The sequence below is a fragment of the Geomonas azotofigens genome (assembly GCF_018919395.1).
Taxonomy (GTDB): Bacteria; Desulfobacterota; Desulfuromonadia; order Geobacterales; family Geobacteraceae; genus Geomonas; species Geomonas azotofigens.
In genome coordinates, this window is the sequence record NZ_JAHLME010000002.1 from 542,802 (window position 1) to 555,240 (window position 12,439).

At 61.2% G+C, this 12,439-nt stretch carries 12 protein-coding genes; 2 read left to right on the top strand and 10 right to left on the bottom strand.

Annotated features, from left to right (window positions below):
- Positions 1-2 precede the first annotated feature (2 nt).
- The 9 genes from rseP to ilvY all read right to left on the bottom strand — a co-directional run bounded on the left by rseP (position 3) and on the right by ilvY (position 8,250).
- A complete protein-coding gene (rseP, locus tag KOL99_RS07375) occupies positions 3-1,070 on the bottom strand; it encodes an RIP metalloprotease RseP (RefSeq protein ID WP_216509827.1) in 1,068 nt (355 codons plus the stop codon).
- Positions 1,071-1,151: 81 nt separating this feature from the next.
- Complete coding sequence (locus KOL99_RS07380; RefSeq protein WP_216509828.1) at positions 1,152-2,309, bottom strand: 1-deoxy-D-xylulose-5-phosphate reductoisomerase; 1,158 nt, start codon at positions 2,307-2,309, stop codon at positions 1,152-1,154.
- Between the two features lie 113 nt (positions 2,310-2,422).
- Complete coding sequence (locus KOL99_RS07385; protein ID WP_216510289.1) at positions 2,423-3,211, bottom strand: phosphatidate cytidylyltransferase; 789 nt, start codon at positions 3,209-3,211, stop codon at positions 2,423-2,425.
- Positions 3,212-3,245: 34 nt separating this feature from the next.
- On the bottom strand, positions 3,246-3,992 hold the full coding sequence (locus tag KOL99_RS07390; protein ID WP_216509829.1) for an isoprenyl transferase: 747 nt from the start codon (positions 3,990-3,992) through the stop codon (positions 3,246-3,248).
- A gap of 117 nt (positions 3,993-4,109) precedes the next feature.
- Positions 4,110-4,667, bottom strand: a complete 558-nt coding sequence (frr, locus tag KOL99_RS07395) for a ribosome recycling factor (protein ID WP_216509830.1) — start codon at positions 4,665-4,667, stop codon at positions 4,110-4,112.
- Between the two features lies 1 nt (position 4,668).
- Positions 4,669-5,391: a UMP kinase gene (gene pyrH / locus KOL99_RS07400; RefSeq protein ID WP_216509831.1), complete on the bottom strand. Its 723-nt coding sequence runs from the start codon at positions 5,389-5,391 to the stop codon at positions 4,669-4,671.
- A gap of 176 nt (positions 5,392-5,567) precedes the next feature.
- Positions 5,568-6,218 (bottom strand): translation elongation factor Ts, encoded by a 651-nt coding sequence (gene tsf, locus KOL99_RS07405; protein ID WP_216509832.1) that lies wholly within the window; start codon positions 6,216-6,218, stop codon positions 5,568-5,570.
- Positions 6,219-6,311: 93 nt separating this feature from the next.
- The gene (gene rpsB / locus KOL99_RS07410; protein ID WP_216509833.1) at positions 6,312-7,079 is read right to left on the bottom strand and encodes a 30S ribosomal protein S2; all 768 of its coding nucleotides are present in this window, start codon (positions 7,077-7,079) and stop codon (positions 6,312-6,314) included.
- A gap of 280 nt (positions 7,080-7,359) precedes the next feature.
- Positions 7,360-8,250: an HTH-type transcriptional activator IlvY gene (gene ilvY / locus KOL99_RS07415; RefSeq protein WP_216509834.1), complete on the bottom strand. Its 891-nt coding sequence runs from the start codon at positions 8,248-8,250 to the stop codon at positions 7,360-7,362.
- A 334-nt stretch (positions 8,251-8,584) separates the two neighbouring features.
- On the opposite strand from ilvY, the gene ilvC reads away from it, so the two are divergent.
- Entirely contained in the window at positions 8,585-10,057 is a 1,473-nt protein-coding gene (gene ilvC / locus KOL99_RS07420; RefSeq protein ID WP_216509835.1) for a ketol-acid reductoisomerase, read from the top strand.
- 176 nt (positions 10,058-10,233) lie between these two features.
- Here ilvC and KOL99_RS07425 read toward each other — a convergent pair whose 3' ends face one another.
- Positions 10,234-11,106 (bottom strand): hypothetical protein, encoded by an 873-nt coding sequence (locus tag KOL99_RS07425; protein WP_216509836.1) that lies wholly within the window; start codon positions 11,104-11,106, stop codon positions 10,234-10,236.
- A gap of 430 nt (positions 11,107-11,536) precedes the next feature.
- Here KOL99_RS07425 and KOL99_RS07430 point away from each other — a divergent pair, with 430 nt between their 5' ends.
- The gene (locus KOL99_RS07430) at positions 11,537-12,352 is read left to right on the top strand and encodes a DNA-binding protein (protein WP_216509837.1); all 816 of its coding nucleotides are present in this window, start codon (positions 11,537-11,539) and stop codon (positions 12,350-12,352) included.
- Positions 12,353-12,439 lie beyond the last annotated feature (87 nt).

The window sequence follows — 12,439 nt, forward strand, 5'->3', positions numbered from 1 at the left end:
GTTTATGCCTTGCTCGCGATCATGCGCGCGATGTCGTTGTAGAAGGCGAGCATCATCAGGCTGATCAGGAGCACGAGCCCGACCTGCTGCGCGATCTCGCGGGTCCTCTTGGAAAGCGGCTTCCCGGTCACCAGCTCGATGAAGAAGAAGGCCAGGTGCCCGCCGTCCAGGATCGGCACCGGCAATAGGTTCAGCACACCGAGGTTCACGGACAGGAGCGCCACGAAGGCGAGGAAACTCACCCCTCCGGCAGCGGCCTGCTCGCCGGCCATCTTGACGATCATGATCGGCCCGCCGATGTTGTCCAGCGGGATGGCCCGCTCCACCAGGCGCACCAGGGAGAGCACGGTCAGCTCGATCACGTTCCAGCACTGGGTGCTCCCCTTGACGATCGCCTCGCCGGGGGGGAAATGGTCGGTGACGGTCTCGCCGGCGGCAACCACGCCGATCACCGGCCGGGTCACCTTTTCGCCGAGGAGGTTCTTGCTGGTGGTCGTTTCCGGCACCATGGTGAACTTGAGCAGCGAGTTGCCGCGCTGCACCTCGAGCTGCACCGGCACGGCCTTGCCGTCGAAGATGATCTTGGCGAACTCGTCCCAGCGGGACACCGGCCTGCCGTTCACGCTCCTGATGGCATCGCCGGTCTTGATCCCGGCCCGGGCCGCCGGCTTGTCCGGAAGCACCTCGCCCACCTTGGTGGTGACGGCGGGAACGCCGAGGAACATGTAGATGACGATGAAGATGATGTAGGCGAACAGGAGGTTGAAGATCGGACCGGCCGCGACGATGACGATGCGCTGCAGCACCGGTTTGTCGGCGAAGGAGCGCTTGCGGTCCTCCTCGGAGACCTCGACATCCTCCCCCTCCCCCACCATCTTGACGTAGCCGCCCAGGGGGAGCGCAGAGAGCAGGTACTCGGTCTCGCCCACTTGCTTGCTGAGCAGCTTGGGGCCAAAGCCCAGGGAGAATTTCTCCACCCCTACCTTGAAGGTCTTGGCGAACAGGAAGTGCCCCAGCTCATGTATGAAGATCAGCGCCCCGAGGGCGATGATGGCCCAGATTATGCTCATATGGTCCCTCTGTCGGTGTGGTCGGGTACACCCCGGCGCCCCGGACCGGCGGCACAAGGCGACGGACGAGGCGGTAAAGGATTAATTGGTGCAGCCGAGGACTTCCCTCGCGGTCCTTCTCCCCCAACGGTCGGCTTCCAGCACCTCTTCGATGGAGTGCAGGGAGCGCGGGGTGTGCAGGTCCATCACCTTGGCGATGGTTTCGGAGATCGCCATGAAGCCGATCCTGCCGGAGAGAAAGCTCTCCACCGCGATCTCGTTGGCGGCGTTCATCACGGCCGGCATGCTCTCCCCGGCCCCTACCGCGTCGTAGGCGAGCTTCAACGCCGGGAAACGGTCGGTGTCGGGTTTCAGGAAGGTGAGCCCCGACAGCGCGGTAAGATCGAGCGGTTTCACCCCGGAGGCGACGCGCCCGGGATAGGTGAGCGCGTAGGCGATCGGCCCCTTCATGTCGGGTACGCCCAGCTGCGCCATGACGCTGCCGTCGATGTACTCGACCATGGAGTGCACGATGCTCTGGGGGTGGATGTTGACCGCGATCCGCTCCACCGGGATGTCGAAGAGCCAGCGCGCCTCGATCACCTCGAGCCCCTTGTTCATCATGCTGGCGGAGTCAACGGTGATCTTTTTACCCATGCTCCAGTTCGGGTGGTTCAGCGCGTCGGCCACGGTGGCGCCGGCAAGCTTCTCCTTGCCCCAGTTGAGGAAGGGCCCTCCGGATGCGGTGAGGATGACCCGGGCAATATCCTCGGTGCGGTGGCCGGCCATGGACTGGAACACGGCGCAGTGCTCGGAATCGACCGGGTACAGGCGCACGCCCTTCTCCCGCACCATCCTCATGATCAGGTGACCGGCCGTGACCAGGGTCTCCTTGTTGGCAAGCGCCACGTCTTTGCCGGCCATGATGGCCGCCGCGGTCGGGACGAGACCTGCGGCGCCGACAATGGCCGCGACCACCATGGTGGTGTCGGCGGCGGTGGCGGCCGCGATCAGCCCTTCCACGCCGTGCATGATCTGGGGTTTTTTACCGCTCAGGGAGCGGCTCAGCGCCTTGGCCTTGTCGGCGCACAGCACCGAGACGAGGTCGGGCTTGAAGGTTTCGATCTGCTGTTTCAGAAGTTCAAGGTTGGATCCCGCGGTGAGCGCCACCACGCGGAACTTGTCCGGGTGCGCGGCGACGACCTCCAGGGTGCTTGCCCCAATCGATCCTGTCGAGCCCAAAATGGTAAGATTTTTCATTTTCCCTCGCAGATGTCTCAAGTCAAGTGGCGCGGCAGGCTAACTAGCGGATTTTTTTGTCGAGTTGGCTGTTCCACCTCAGCCATTGGCAACGGCGGGCGCGGCGCCCGTATTTAAAACAGGAAAAAGGCGTAGTAGTAAGCCGCCGGCGCCGCGAACAAAATGGAATCGAGCCGGTCCAGAACGCCGCCGTGACCGGGGATGATGGAACCGGAGTCCTTCACGCCGCAGCTTCTCTTGATGAGCGATTCGAACAGGTCGCCCAGTTGCCCCAGCACACCCAGGAGGAGCGCGGCGGCAAAGCAGTCGCCGATGGAGAGCTCCGGGAAGAAGGTGAACTTGGCGATCACCGCGCCGATGACGCTGCCCGAGAGCCCGCCCAGCGCACCCTCGATGCTCTTCTTTGGGCTCACCGCCGGATAGAGGCGGTGCTTGCCGAGCGTGGAGCCGACGTAGTAGGCGGCGCTGTCCCCAGCCATGACGATCACCATGATCAGAAAGAGCCAGGAGACCCCGTTGGGGAGCGCCCGGACCAGCACCAGGTGCGCCAGCAGAAGCGGCACGTAGAGAAAGCCCATCAGCACCAGGGCGACGTCGGGGGCGGCCTGCTTGATGTCCTTGAGCCGGAACAGGGCGACCAGGGTGAAGCCGAGCACCAGGGTGGTGAGGGTGAACAGCGGCAGCACGGGGTTCGCGGAGAAAACGGCAAACACGGCGCAGGCTCCGGCGACGGTGGCAACCCTCCCCTCGCCGCGGCGTTGCGGCAGGGCCATGCGGTAGAACTCGTCCAACCCCAGGAGGGCGAACAGGAACACCAGCAAGGAAAACTGGAATACCGACGCCTTCAGGATGAAAACAATCACGAGGGGCAGCAGGACCGCTGCGGTGGCTAGTCGTTTGATGGCGGACTCCTTCGGGGCGAGCCCCGGAAATGGTCTAGGACGGCGTCGCTACCAGCTGTTCACTGGTCATGCCGAACCTGCGCTCTCTGGACTGGTAGTCGCGGAAGGCCCGCGCCAGCTCGTGTTTGTCGAAATCGGGCCAGTTCACCTCGGTGAAGTAAAGTTCAGCGTAGGCGAGCTGCCAGAGGAGGAAGTTGCTGATGCGCATCTCCCCGCTGGTCCTTATCAGGAGGTCCGGGTCCGGAATCCCGGCGGTGAAGAGCGAACCGGTGAAGGCGCCCTCGTCGATCCGCTCCGGGTCGAGTCTCCCCGCCGCCACCTCGCATGCGAGCCTCTTCGCGGCCGCCACGATCTCCTGGCGGCTGCCGTAGGAGAGCGCCAGGGTGAGCAGCATGCCGTTGTTGCCAGAAGTCTTGTCGATGGTGGACTGGATCTCCCGGTTCACGTCCTCGGGGAGGTCGGTGCGGTTGCCGATCACGTTGAAGCGGATGTTGTTCTGCATCATGCGCGCGGTTTCGCTGCGGATGTACTGCTTCAACAGCGTCATGAGTGCCTTCACTTCGGTTTTGGGGCGCAGCCAGTTCTCCGCGGAGAAGGCGAACAGGGTCAGGTAGCCGATGCCCAGGCGCGAACACTCCTCGACGATGACCCGAACGGTCTCAACACCCTTTTGATGCCCAACGATCCTGCGCAGCATGCGCTGCTTGGCCCAGCGGCCGTTACCGTCCATGATTACGGCGAGGTGCTTCGGGAGTTTCTTGGGGTCTAAGCTGTGGTCCATGAGCATCCTGAAAACAAAAAATCCCCTTTGGATCGGGGGGTTTACTTGAGGGAGCGGTGGCGGACGGACGGAAGACGATCAAGGGGGAGCCAGGCTCCCCCCTGATCTGTCGGTCCGTCAGACCTCCATTACCTCTTTTTCCTTGTGGGCCAGCACCTCGTCGCACTTGGCGACGTATTTGTTGGTGGCGTCCTGCACGTCCTTCTCGGCGCGCTTCAGCTCGTCCTCGGAGATCTGCTTGTCCTTCTCGAGCTTCTTCAGCTTGTCGATCGCGTCGCGGCGGATGTTCCTCAAGGCAACCTTGGCCTCCTCGGCGTCGCGCTTCAGCTGCTTGGCGATGTCCTTCCTGCGCTCCTCGGTGAGGGGGGGGAGAACCAGGCGGATCAGCTTGCCGTCGTTGGCCGGGGTGAGGCCGAGGTTGGCATTCATGATCGCCTTCTCGATGGGACCGATCATCTTGCTGTCCCAGGGCTGGATGGTGATGGTGCGCGCCTCGGGAACCGCGAGGGAGGCCACCTGGTTCAACGGCGAAAGGGTGCCGTAAGAATCAACCTTGATCTCGTCCAGAAGCGCGGTGCTGGCGCGACCGGTGCGGACCTTCTGGTAGTCCTTCCTGAGCGAGTCTATGGTCTTGTCCATGTGGACGTTCATATCGGCGATGACATCCTTGATCATGCTATTCTCCTTCTTTGACGAGGGTGCCGATCGGCTCGCCGTTGACGACCCGCACGACATTGCCGTCAGTCGTCACGTCGAACACGATAATCGGAAGGCTGTTGTCCATGCACAGCGAGATCGCGGTGGCGTCCATGACCTGGAGCCCCTTCCTCAGAACCTCGAGGTAGCTGAGCGTGTCGTACTTGGTGGCGTTCTTGTCCTTGTTGGGGTCGGCGGAGTAGACGCCGTCCACCTTGGTCCCCTTGAGGATCACGTCGGCACCGATCTCCATGGCCCTGAGGCTCGCGGCGGTGTCGGTGGTGAAGTAGGGATTGCCGGTGCCGGCACCGAAGATGACCACCCTCCCCTTCTCGAGGTGCCTGATGGCGCGCCGGCGGATGTAGGGCTCGGCGACCTCGGCCATGCCGATGGCGGACTGCACGCGGGTGTCGACGCCGACCTTCTCCAGGGCGTCCTGCATGGCGAGGGAGTTGATCATGGTGGCCAGCATCCCCATGTAATCGGCGCTGGCGCGGTCCATCCCCTTGGAGGAGGCGGCGACGCCGCGGAAGATGTTGCCGCCGCCGATAACGAGGCACAGCTCGACGCCGAGTTCCACCACCTGCTTCACCTCGCGGGCGATCGCGGTGATGGTGTTGGGGTCGATGCCGTACCCCTGCTCGCCACCCAGGGCCTCGCCGGAAAGCTTGAGAAGTACTCTTTTGTAATACGGTTCTGCCATCGTAGTCACCTTGCCTTTTCTTGACGGCAAAAAGCCTTTACGCAGAACAGGTTCCGCAGCGATGTACCGCGTGCGGTGCGCCCGCCGGGGCGAGAACCTCCCGCGCAGCGCCTTTTGCCTTGCTGCAGATAAAAAAAGAGCCGCCCATTTTCATGGCCGGCTCCGTTTGGAACGTGTTACACGCCGGCCGCCGCGGCGACCTCAGCCGCGAAATCGCTCTCCTTCTTGGCGAGCCCTTCGCCCAGCACGAACTTGGCGAAGCGACGGATGGTCATGTTCTCGCCGATGGACGCGATGGTCTCGTTGAGGAAGGTCTGGATGGTCTTGTCCGGGTCCTTAACGTAGGCCTGCTCGAGGAGGCAGATGTCGCCGAAGAACTTATTGATTTGGCCGTCGAGGATCTTCTCGATGATGGCCGCCGGCTTGCCGCTCTCCTTGGCTTTCTCGCGGTAGATCGCCTTCTCACGCTCGATCAACTCCGCGGGTACTTCCTCGCGGCGGACGTACAGCGGGGAGGCTGCAGCGATGTGCATCGCGATGTCCTTCACGAAAGCCTGGAAGTTCTCGTTCTTGGCGACGAAGTCGGTCTCGCAGTTGACCTCGACCAGGACGCCGATCTTGCCGCCGGCGTGGATGTAGGAGCCGACCAGGCCCTCGGTGGCGGCGCGGCCAGCCTTCTTGGAGGCGGCAGCCAGACCCTTGGTACGCAGGTAGTCGATCGCCTTCTCGTGATCGCCGCCCGTTTCGGTCAGGGCCTTCTTGCAGTCCATGAGGCCGGCGCCGGTTACTTTCCTGAGTTCGTTTACCTGTGCAGCTGTAATGCTCACGTTATCCTCCACAGTCACCCGCGCCCTGGGGCGCGGGTTTCTTAGTCATTGTGTTATTGAAAGGTGTTGCGGTTGCCGCGGATAGGGAGGCGATTAGGCCTCTGCGGTAACCTCTTCAGCCACTTCCTCGCCCTCGGTGGAGAACTCCTCCTCGGCGCCGGTCTGGAGACGGGCGTTGCGAGCCTGAGCACCCTCGAGAACCGCGTCAGCCATCTTGCTGGTCAAGAGGCGGATGGCGCGGATGGCGTCGTCGTTGCCCGGGATGACGTAGTTGATGTCGTCCGGATCGCAGTTGGTGTCGACGATGGCGACGACCGGGATGCCGAGCTTCTTGGCTTCGCTGACGGCGATCTCTTCGTTCTTCGGGTCCACCACGAACAGCACGCCCGGAACCTTGCCCATGCCCTTGATGCCGCCCAGGGTCTTCTCGAGCTTCTCGCGCTCTTTGGCAAGCTTCAACTGCTCTTTCTTGGTGTAAGCCTCGATGGTGCCGTCAGCGATCATGGCGTCGAGACGCTTGAGGCGGTCGATGCTCTGCTTCACGGTAGAGAAGTTGGTGAGCATGCCGCCCAGCCAACGGTCGTTGACGAAGAACTGCCCGCAACGCTGTGCCTCTTCGGCCACGGAATCCTGAGCCTGCTTCTTGGTGCCGACAAAGAGGATGGTCTCGCCGGACTGGGCCGCGTCGGTGACGAAGCTGTAGGCATTTTTGAAGAGCCTTACGGTCTTCTGCAGGTCGATGATGTAGATCCCGTTACGAGCGCCGAAGATGTACGGCTTCATTTTCGGGTTCCATCTCTTGGTCTGGTGTCCGAAGTGGACGCCGGCTTCCAGCAGTTCTTTCATGGTGATGTTCGACATTTTTGCTTCTCCTTTTGGTTTTCCCTCCGCCATCCATCGATACCGGAACCCGCGAGCGGGCACCGCCGGCAAAGACTGCAATGGCGTGCGAATTTTAAACAGCAAACTTATATAGCACAGGGGAGAAATGAAGGCAAGGCGAAAACCGCTCACGCAAAGGCGCAAAGGCGCAAAGCAAATCACTCTAACAGGGATAAAAGCTGACAAAAGGGATACTGCAAATCAACCCTTCAGACTTTGTTTGCCTTCCCATTCTTCCATTGTTCCCATTCGCCGCCAGCTAAGTCACAGCCGACCGTTCCTCAGCCAGTTGCCAGAAGGCCTTCACGCTGGGCCGCTGCAGGTTCCTCTTGCTGGTGCAAAGACCGACCTCGTAGGGCTTCAAGACCGGGGCGTTCTCCACGACGACCACATCGTCCCGAAAGGGACTCCGTTCCAGGACCAATTGCGGCACGATCCCGACGCCGCACCCGAGTCGCACCATGGCGATGATCGCCTCGTTGCCGGAAACCTCCGAGGTGATGTTGGGGGTGATGCGGTGCTCTTTGAGCCACTGGTCCAGGCGCCTGCGCGAAAGCCCGGTCTGCGGCAGCACCAGCGGCGCGCGGGACAGATCCAGGCGCTCCCCCTTGGCCGGAACCTCGACAGCGCCCGAATGTCTGGGCGCTATGAAGATAAGCGGGATGGTCACGATGGGAAGGAACTGGATGTTGGAGCGCGGCCCGTCCGGGAACGCCGCCACCGCCAAATCGATCTCTCCGCTTTGCACCTGCGCCACCGCCTGCTCCGCCGCGCCCGTCCTCAGTTCCAACTGGACCTCGGGGTACTTTTGGCGGTACGACTCCAGCAGTTCAGGAAGAAGGCTGTAGACCGCCGTGATCGATGCATATATAGATAGGGATCCGGCCACGGTCTGCTCGTTTTTCATAGAAGAGCGCAGGCCCTGCCATTCGTTGAGGCAAAGGCGCGCGTACGCCTTCACCCGTTCACCCGCCGGCGACAGGGTCACCGTCCGGTTGTCGCGCAGGAAAAGCGGCTGTTCCAGTTCCTCTTCCATGCGCTGGATGGTGCGGGTCAGGGCGGAAGGGCTCAGGTTGCACGCCTGACTCGCCCGTCCGAAATGTTTCAGTTCCGCCACCGTGAGAAATATTTCCAGCTCCCGCAGATCCATGTGAGTAGCCCCCCGACACTCCGAATTCATACACATGTGGCACAATAAGCCGCACGGCAGCGGAGTTGGGCGAATATCTATTCACCCCTACGCCACCTTTTCACACCCCGGTAGGGGCGAATAATCATTCGCCCCCCCTTTACCACGCCGCGCACACCCCGGAAAAACCCCTGGGTCGCTTTTTTAATGGCCACCGCCAAACTATATTGCGTTACGCGCAATACAATATGCACAACAAATCAATTTACGCAATGTGAAATTTGGTATACATTCACCACGCTTTCACACCACCACCCGCTAGAACCACATCACACTATATATTCAGGAGGGAAAGATGGGACAGAACTACTTCAACACCCTGCCGCTGCGTCGCCAGCTCCAGGAACTGGGCACCTGCCGCTTCATGGACGCTTCCGAGTTCGCCAACGGCTGCGAGTACGTCAAAGGCAAGAAGATCGTCATCGTGGGCTGCGGCGCACAGGGCCTCAACCAGGGCCTCAACATGCGCGACAGCGGGCTCGACGTATCCTACACCCTCCGCAAAGAGGCCATCGAGCAGAAGCGCCAGTCCTACCAGAACGCGGTGGACAACGGCTTCAAGGTCGGCTCCTACGAGGAACTGCTCCCCACCGCCGACATCGTCATGAACCTCGCCCCGGACAAGCAGCACAGCAACGTGGTAGCAACCGTTATCCCGTTCATGAAGCAGGGCGCCGTGTTCAGCTACGCCCACGGCTTCAATATCGTGGAAGAAGGGACCCAGATCCGCAAGGACCTGACCGTCATCATGATCGCCCCGAAGTGCCCGGGTTCCGAGGTGCGCGCCGAGTACAAGCGCGGCTTCGGCGTGCCGACCCTCATCGCCGTCCACGGCGAGAACGATCCCAACGGCGACGGCCTTGAGATCGCCAAGGCCATTGCCTCCGCACAGGGGGGCGACCGCGCCGGCGTGCTCGAGTCCTCCTTCGTCGCCGAGGTTAAATCCGACCTCATGGGCGAGCAGACCATCCTCTGCGGCATGCTGCAGGCGGGCGCGCTCCTCTGCTTCGACAAGATGACCCAAAACGGCATCGCCGCGCCGTACGCGGTGAAGCTGATCCAGTACGGCTGGGAGACCATCACCGAGGCCCTCAAGCACGGCGGCATCACCAACATGATGGATCGCCTCTCCAACCCGGCCAAGCTGGTCGCTTTCAAACTGGCCGCTGAACTGAAGGACATCATGCGTCCACTGTTCCAAAAGCACATGGACGACATCATGAGCGGCGAATTTTCCCGCACCATGATGGAAGACTGGGCCAACGACGACGTGAAACTCCTCACCTGGCGCGAGCAGACCGGCCAGACCGCATTCGAGAAGACCGAGGCGGCCGGCGAGATCTCCGAGCAGGAATACTTCGACAAGGCGATCCTCATGGTCGCCATGGTTAAGGCCGGCGTCGAGCTCGCCTTCGAAACCATGGTCCAGACCGGCATCGAGCCGGAGAGCGCCTACTACGAGTCGTTGCACGAGACCCCGCTCATCGCCAACACCATCGCCAGGAAGAAGCTGTACGAAATGAACCGCGTCATCTCGGACACCGCCGAGTACGGCTGCTATCTCTTCTCCCATGCCTGCGTTCCCCTTTTGGGTGACTTCATGAGCAAGGTCGGCACCGACGTGATCGGTAAAGGTCTCGACATCAAGGACAACAGCGTGGACAACCAGCTGCTGGTCGCCGTCAACGCCGAGATCCGCAATCACCTGGTCGAGGAAGTGGGCGCGGAACTGCGCGCCGCCATGAAGGGCATGCAGAAGATCGTGTAAGGCTTCTTAAAAAAACGGTAGAAAGATAAAGGCGCTCAAGCGAGCGCCTTTTTTTTATGATCCCGGAGTAGGTTCTGTGCAGATTTTGGAGCCGAGATATGTTCGCCACGAAGCGCCGCACCAGCTCAAGCGTCCCCTTTTGCGAAGGGGGGACAGGGGGGATTTGCTTCTTGCTTTCACTGGCCAATCGGAACCGCCTGCGCCTCCGAGGTCACGGTAGGCGGTGCGTGGGTCGCCTCCAGGATGGTGCTCAAGAGGTAGACCATGGGCTTGATCACGTTCTCATCGCTCCAATAGGCTGAGTGGTTGGCCGGATTCCAGGAGGTAAGGATGTTGCCGACACTCACCTCGATATCCTCGGACACGGTTGCTGAATAGCTCGTGCTAAGGGGTTTCAGGGGCCAGCCCAACACGTCGTCGGAATCGTAGAGGTTCAGCCACTTCGCCTTTTTACGAAGCGGCTCGGTCAGGGACGGAGGGGGAAACTCGATGCAGGCCAGGTTCTCCTTGTCCACGCAGAACAACGGGATATTGCTCCCCAGCGTGACGAGGCCGGTCAGCGTTTCCATGCGCTCAAAGGGCGTGCTCCCGTAGCGCTCCTGCTCGTACCCTTTCTGCCGGTCCCAAATGTAATTGGACATGAAGACCGAACCGACAGAATGCGCGACGACGATGAGCGGCTTGTCCTGGTCGCCCAGTTTGGCCCGCAGTTGCTGCAGGCCCTGGTGCACCACGCCGTGGATCCTGTGATACAGGCTGTCGGGACGGTTGCCGGAGGCGTGGTATGAACTCATGGTGCCGAAGGCGTTCAGGAAGAACTTGCGCAGCTTGGCCCAGTTGAGGTCGTTGTTCGCCGCCAGGTCGACCCAGATCTGGTGCTCCCTGGCCGACAGTAGCGGCGCCCAGTAGACTCCCTGCCAGGCGATCTCATCCCGGTTCAATCCGCGCCCCGAGATCCGCTCACGCAACTCGTAGACCATGTCGTGAGCGAAATCATCGGCCAGAGTCCCCATGCCATGCACAAGCAGCACGCCAACTTTCTTGTTCATGTGTGCCCCCTTTCGCGCCCGCCCATTGGATCGGTCGCACCACGTAGCGCCGCGCCGCTGTTGCATCCGCCCCTGCGGGACCAGCTGTCGCGGACGATCCTCAAGCAGCTTTTAATGTGACCACACAAATATAACCAGATAATCTGCTGGTGCAACCCTGTCCGCGCATGTGGAGCACAGAGAAAAGACTCAACGCAAGGACCCGGAGCCGCCGAGGCGCAAAGAAAACAGGCACTTTTTACAAGTCCCGACGCCTTTCGCATCCTTCGCGCTTTACCTTTGCGTCTTAACACCCCGGTGCCTTTGCGTTGAAGAGTTTGAAGGAGGCTGCACGCGGCAACGGCGAGCTGGTTCTAGAAAAACCTTGTCAATCGGGCGGGAAAAAAGTAGTCTGCCGGGAGCAAAAAGGATCCCTTCAAGGAGTCAATAAATGAAACATCTTGTAAAGCTTTTCTCTCTGTTGATCGTCTTCGCCGTACTGACCGCACAGCAGGTGGGTGCAGCGGATACCAAGCCCAAAGAAATACAGCTTTCGGGCAAGGTGCTGGAGACCATGGACGGCGGCGGGTATACCTACGTGAACCTGCAGAACGGGCCGGAAAAGGTATGGGTTGCTATCCCGCTCATGAAGGTGAAGGTGGGGCAGCAGTTATCGCTCATGCCCGGCTTCGAGATGAAGAACTTCACGAGCAAGGGGCTAAACCGCAAGTTCGACCGGGTCATCTTCTCGGGCGGCCTCGCCAACGCCGATAAGATCGAGATGAGCCCGGCCGCCATCAAGGCGGTACACCAGGGAGTCCCGGCGGCGCAGAAAGGCGCTCCCGCCGCCAAGTCGGCATCGGCGTCCGCTCCGGCAGCGGCTGCAGCGACACCGGCACCCGCATCGTCCTCCGCGGCTGCCCCGCTGCCGTTGGCGAAGAACCAGAAAGTGACAAAGGCCAAGGGTCCCAACGCCTACACCATCGCCGAGATCTACGCCAAGAGCAAGAAGCTTGAGAAAAAACCGGTGGTGGTTCGTGGCCGCGTGGTGAGGGTGTCGCAGAAGATCATGAAGAGGAACTGGATCCACCTCGTGGACGGCACAGGGTCGAGCGCCAAGAAGACCGACGATCTGGTGATCACTTCGAAAGACCTGCCGAAGGAAGGTGACGTGGTGACCGTTTCCGGCACCCTTTACAACAACCTCGACTTCGGTTCCGGCTATCGCTATAACGTCCTGGTCCAGGACGCCAAGTTCAAGAAGTAACTTTTCTGCTGCCTATGCCCCCCTCCCCCTTGCGGGAGGGGGTTAGGGGGTGGGGGAAGTTGCCTCCTCGGAGCTGACTGACCTGCA

Coding starts and splice junctions, on each gene's coding strand:
- rseP (WP_216509827.1), bottom strand. CDS start 1,070: ATGAGCATAATCTGGGCCATCATCGCCCTCGGGGCGCTGATCTTCATA.
- KOL99_RS07380 (WP_216509828.1), bottom strand. CDS start 2,309: ATGAAAAATCTTACCATTTTGGGCTCGACAGGATCGATTGGGGCAAGC.
- KOL99_RS07390 (WP_216509829.1), bottom strand. CDS start 3,992: ATGGACCACAGCTTAGACCCCAAGAAACTCCCGAAGCACCTCGCCGTA.
- frr (WP_216509830.1), bottom strand. CDS start 4,667: ATGATCAAGGATGTCATCGCCGATATGAACGTCCACATGGACAAGACC.
- pyrH (WP_216509831.1), bottom strand. CDS start 5,391: ATGGCAGAACCGTATTACAAAAGAGTACTTCTCAAGCTTTCCGGCGAG.
- rpsB (WP_216509833.1), bottom strand. CDS start 7,079: ATGTCGAACATCACCATGAAAGAACTGCTGGAAGCCGGCGTCCACTTC.
- ilvY (WP_216509834.1), bottom strand. CDS start 8,250: ATGGATCTGCGGGAGCTGGAAATATTTCTCACGGTGGCGGAACTGAAA.
- ilvC (WP_216509835.1), top strand. CDS start 8,585: ATGGGACAGAACTACTTCAACACCCTGCCGCTGCGTCGCCAGCTCCAG.
- KOL99_RS07425 (WP_216509836.1), bottom strand. CDS start 11,106: ATGAACAAGAAAGTTGGCGTGCTGCTTGTGCATGGCATGGGGACTCTG.
- KOL99_RS07430 (WP_216509837.1), top strand. CDS start 11,537: ATGAAACATCTTGTAAAGCTTTTCTCTCTGTTGATCGTCTTCGCCGTA.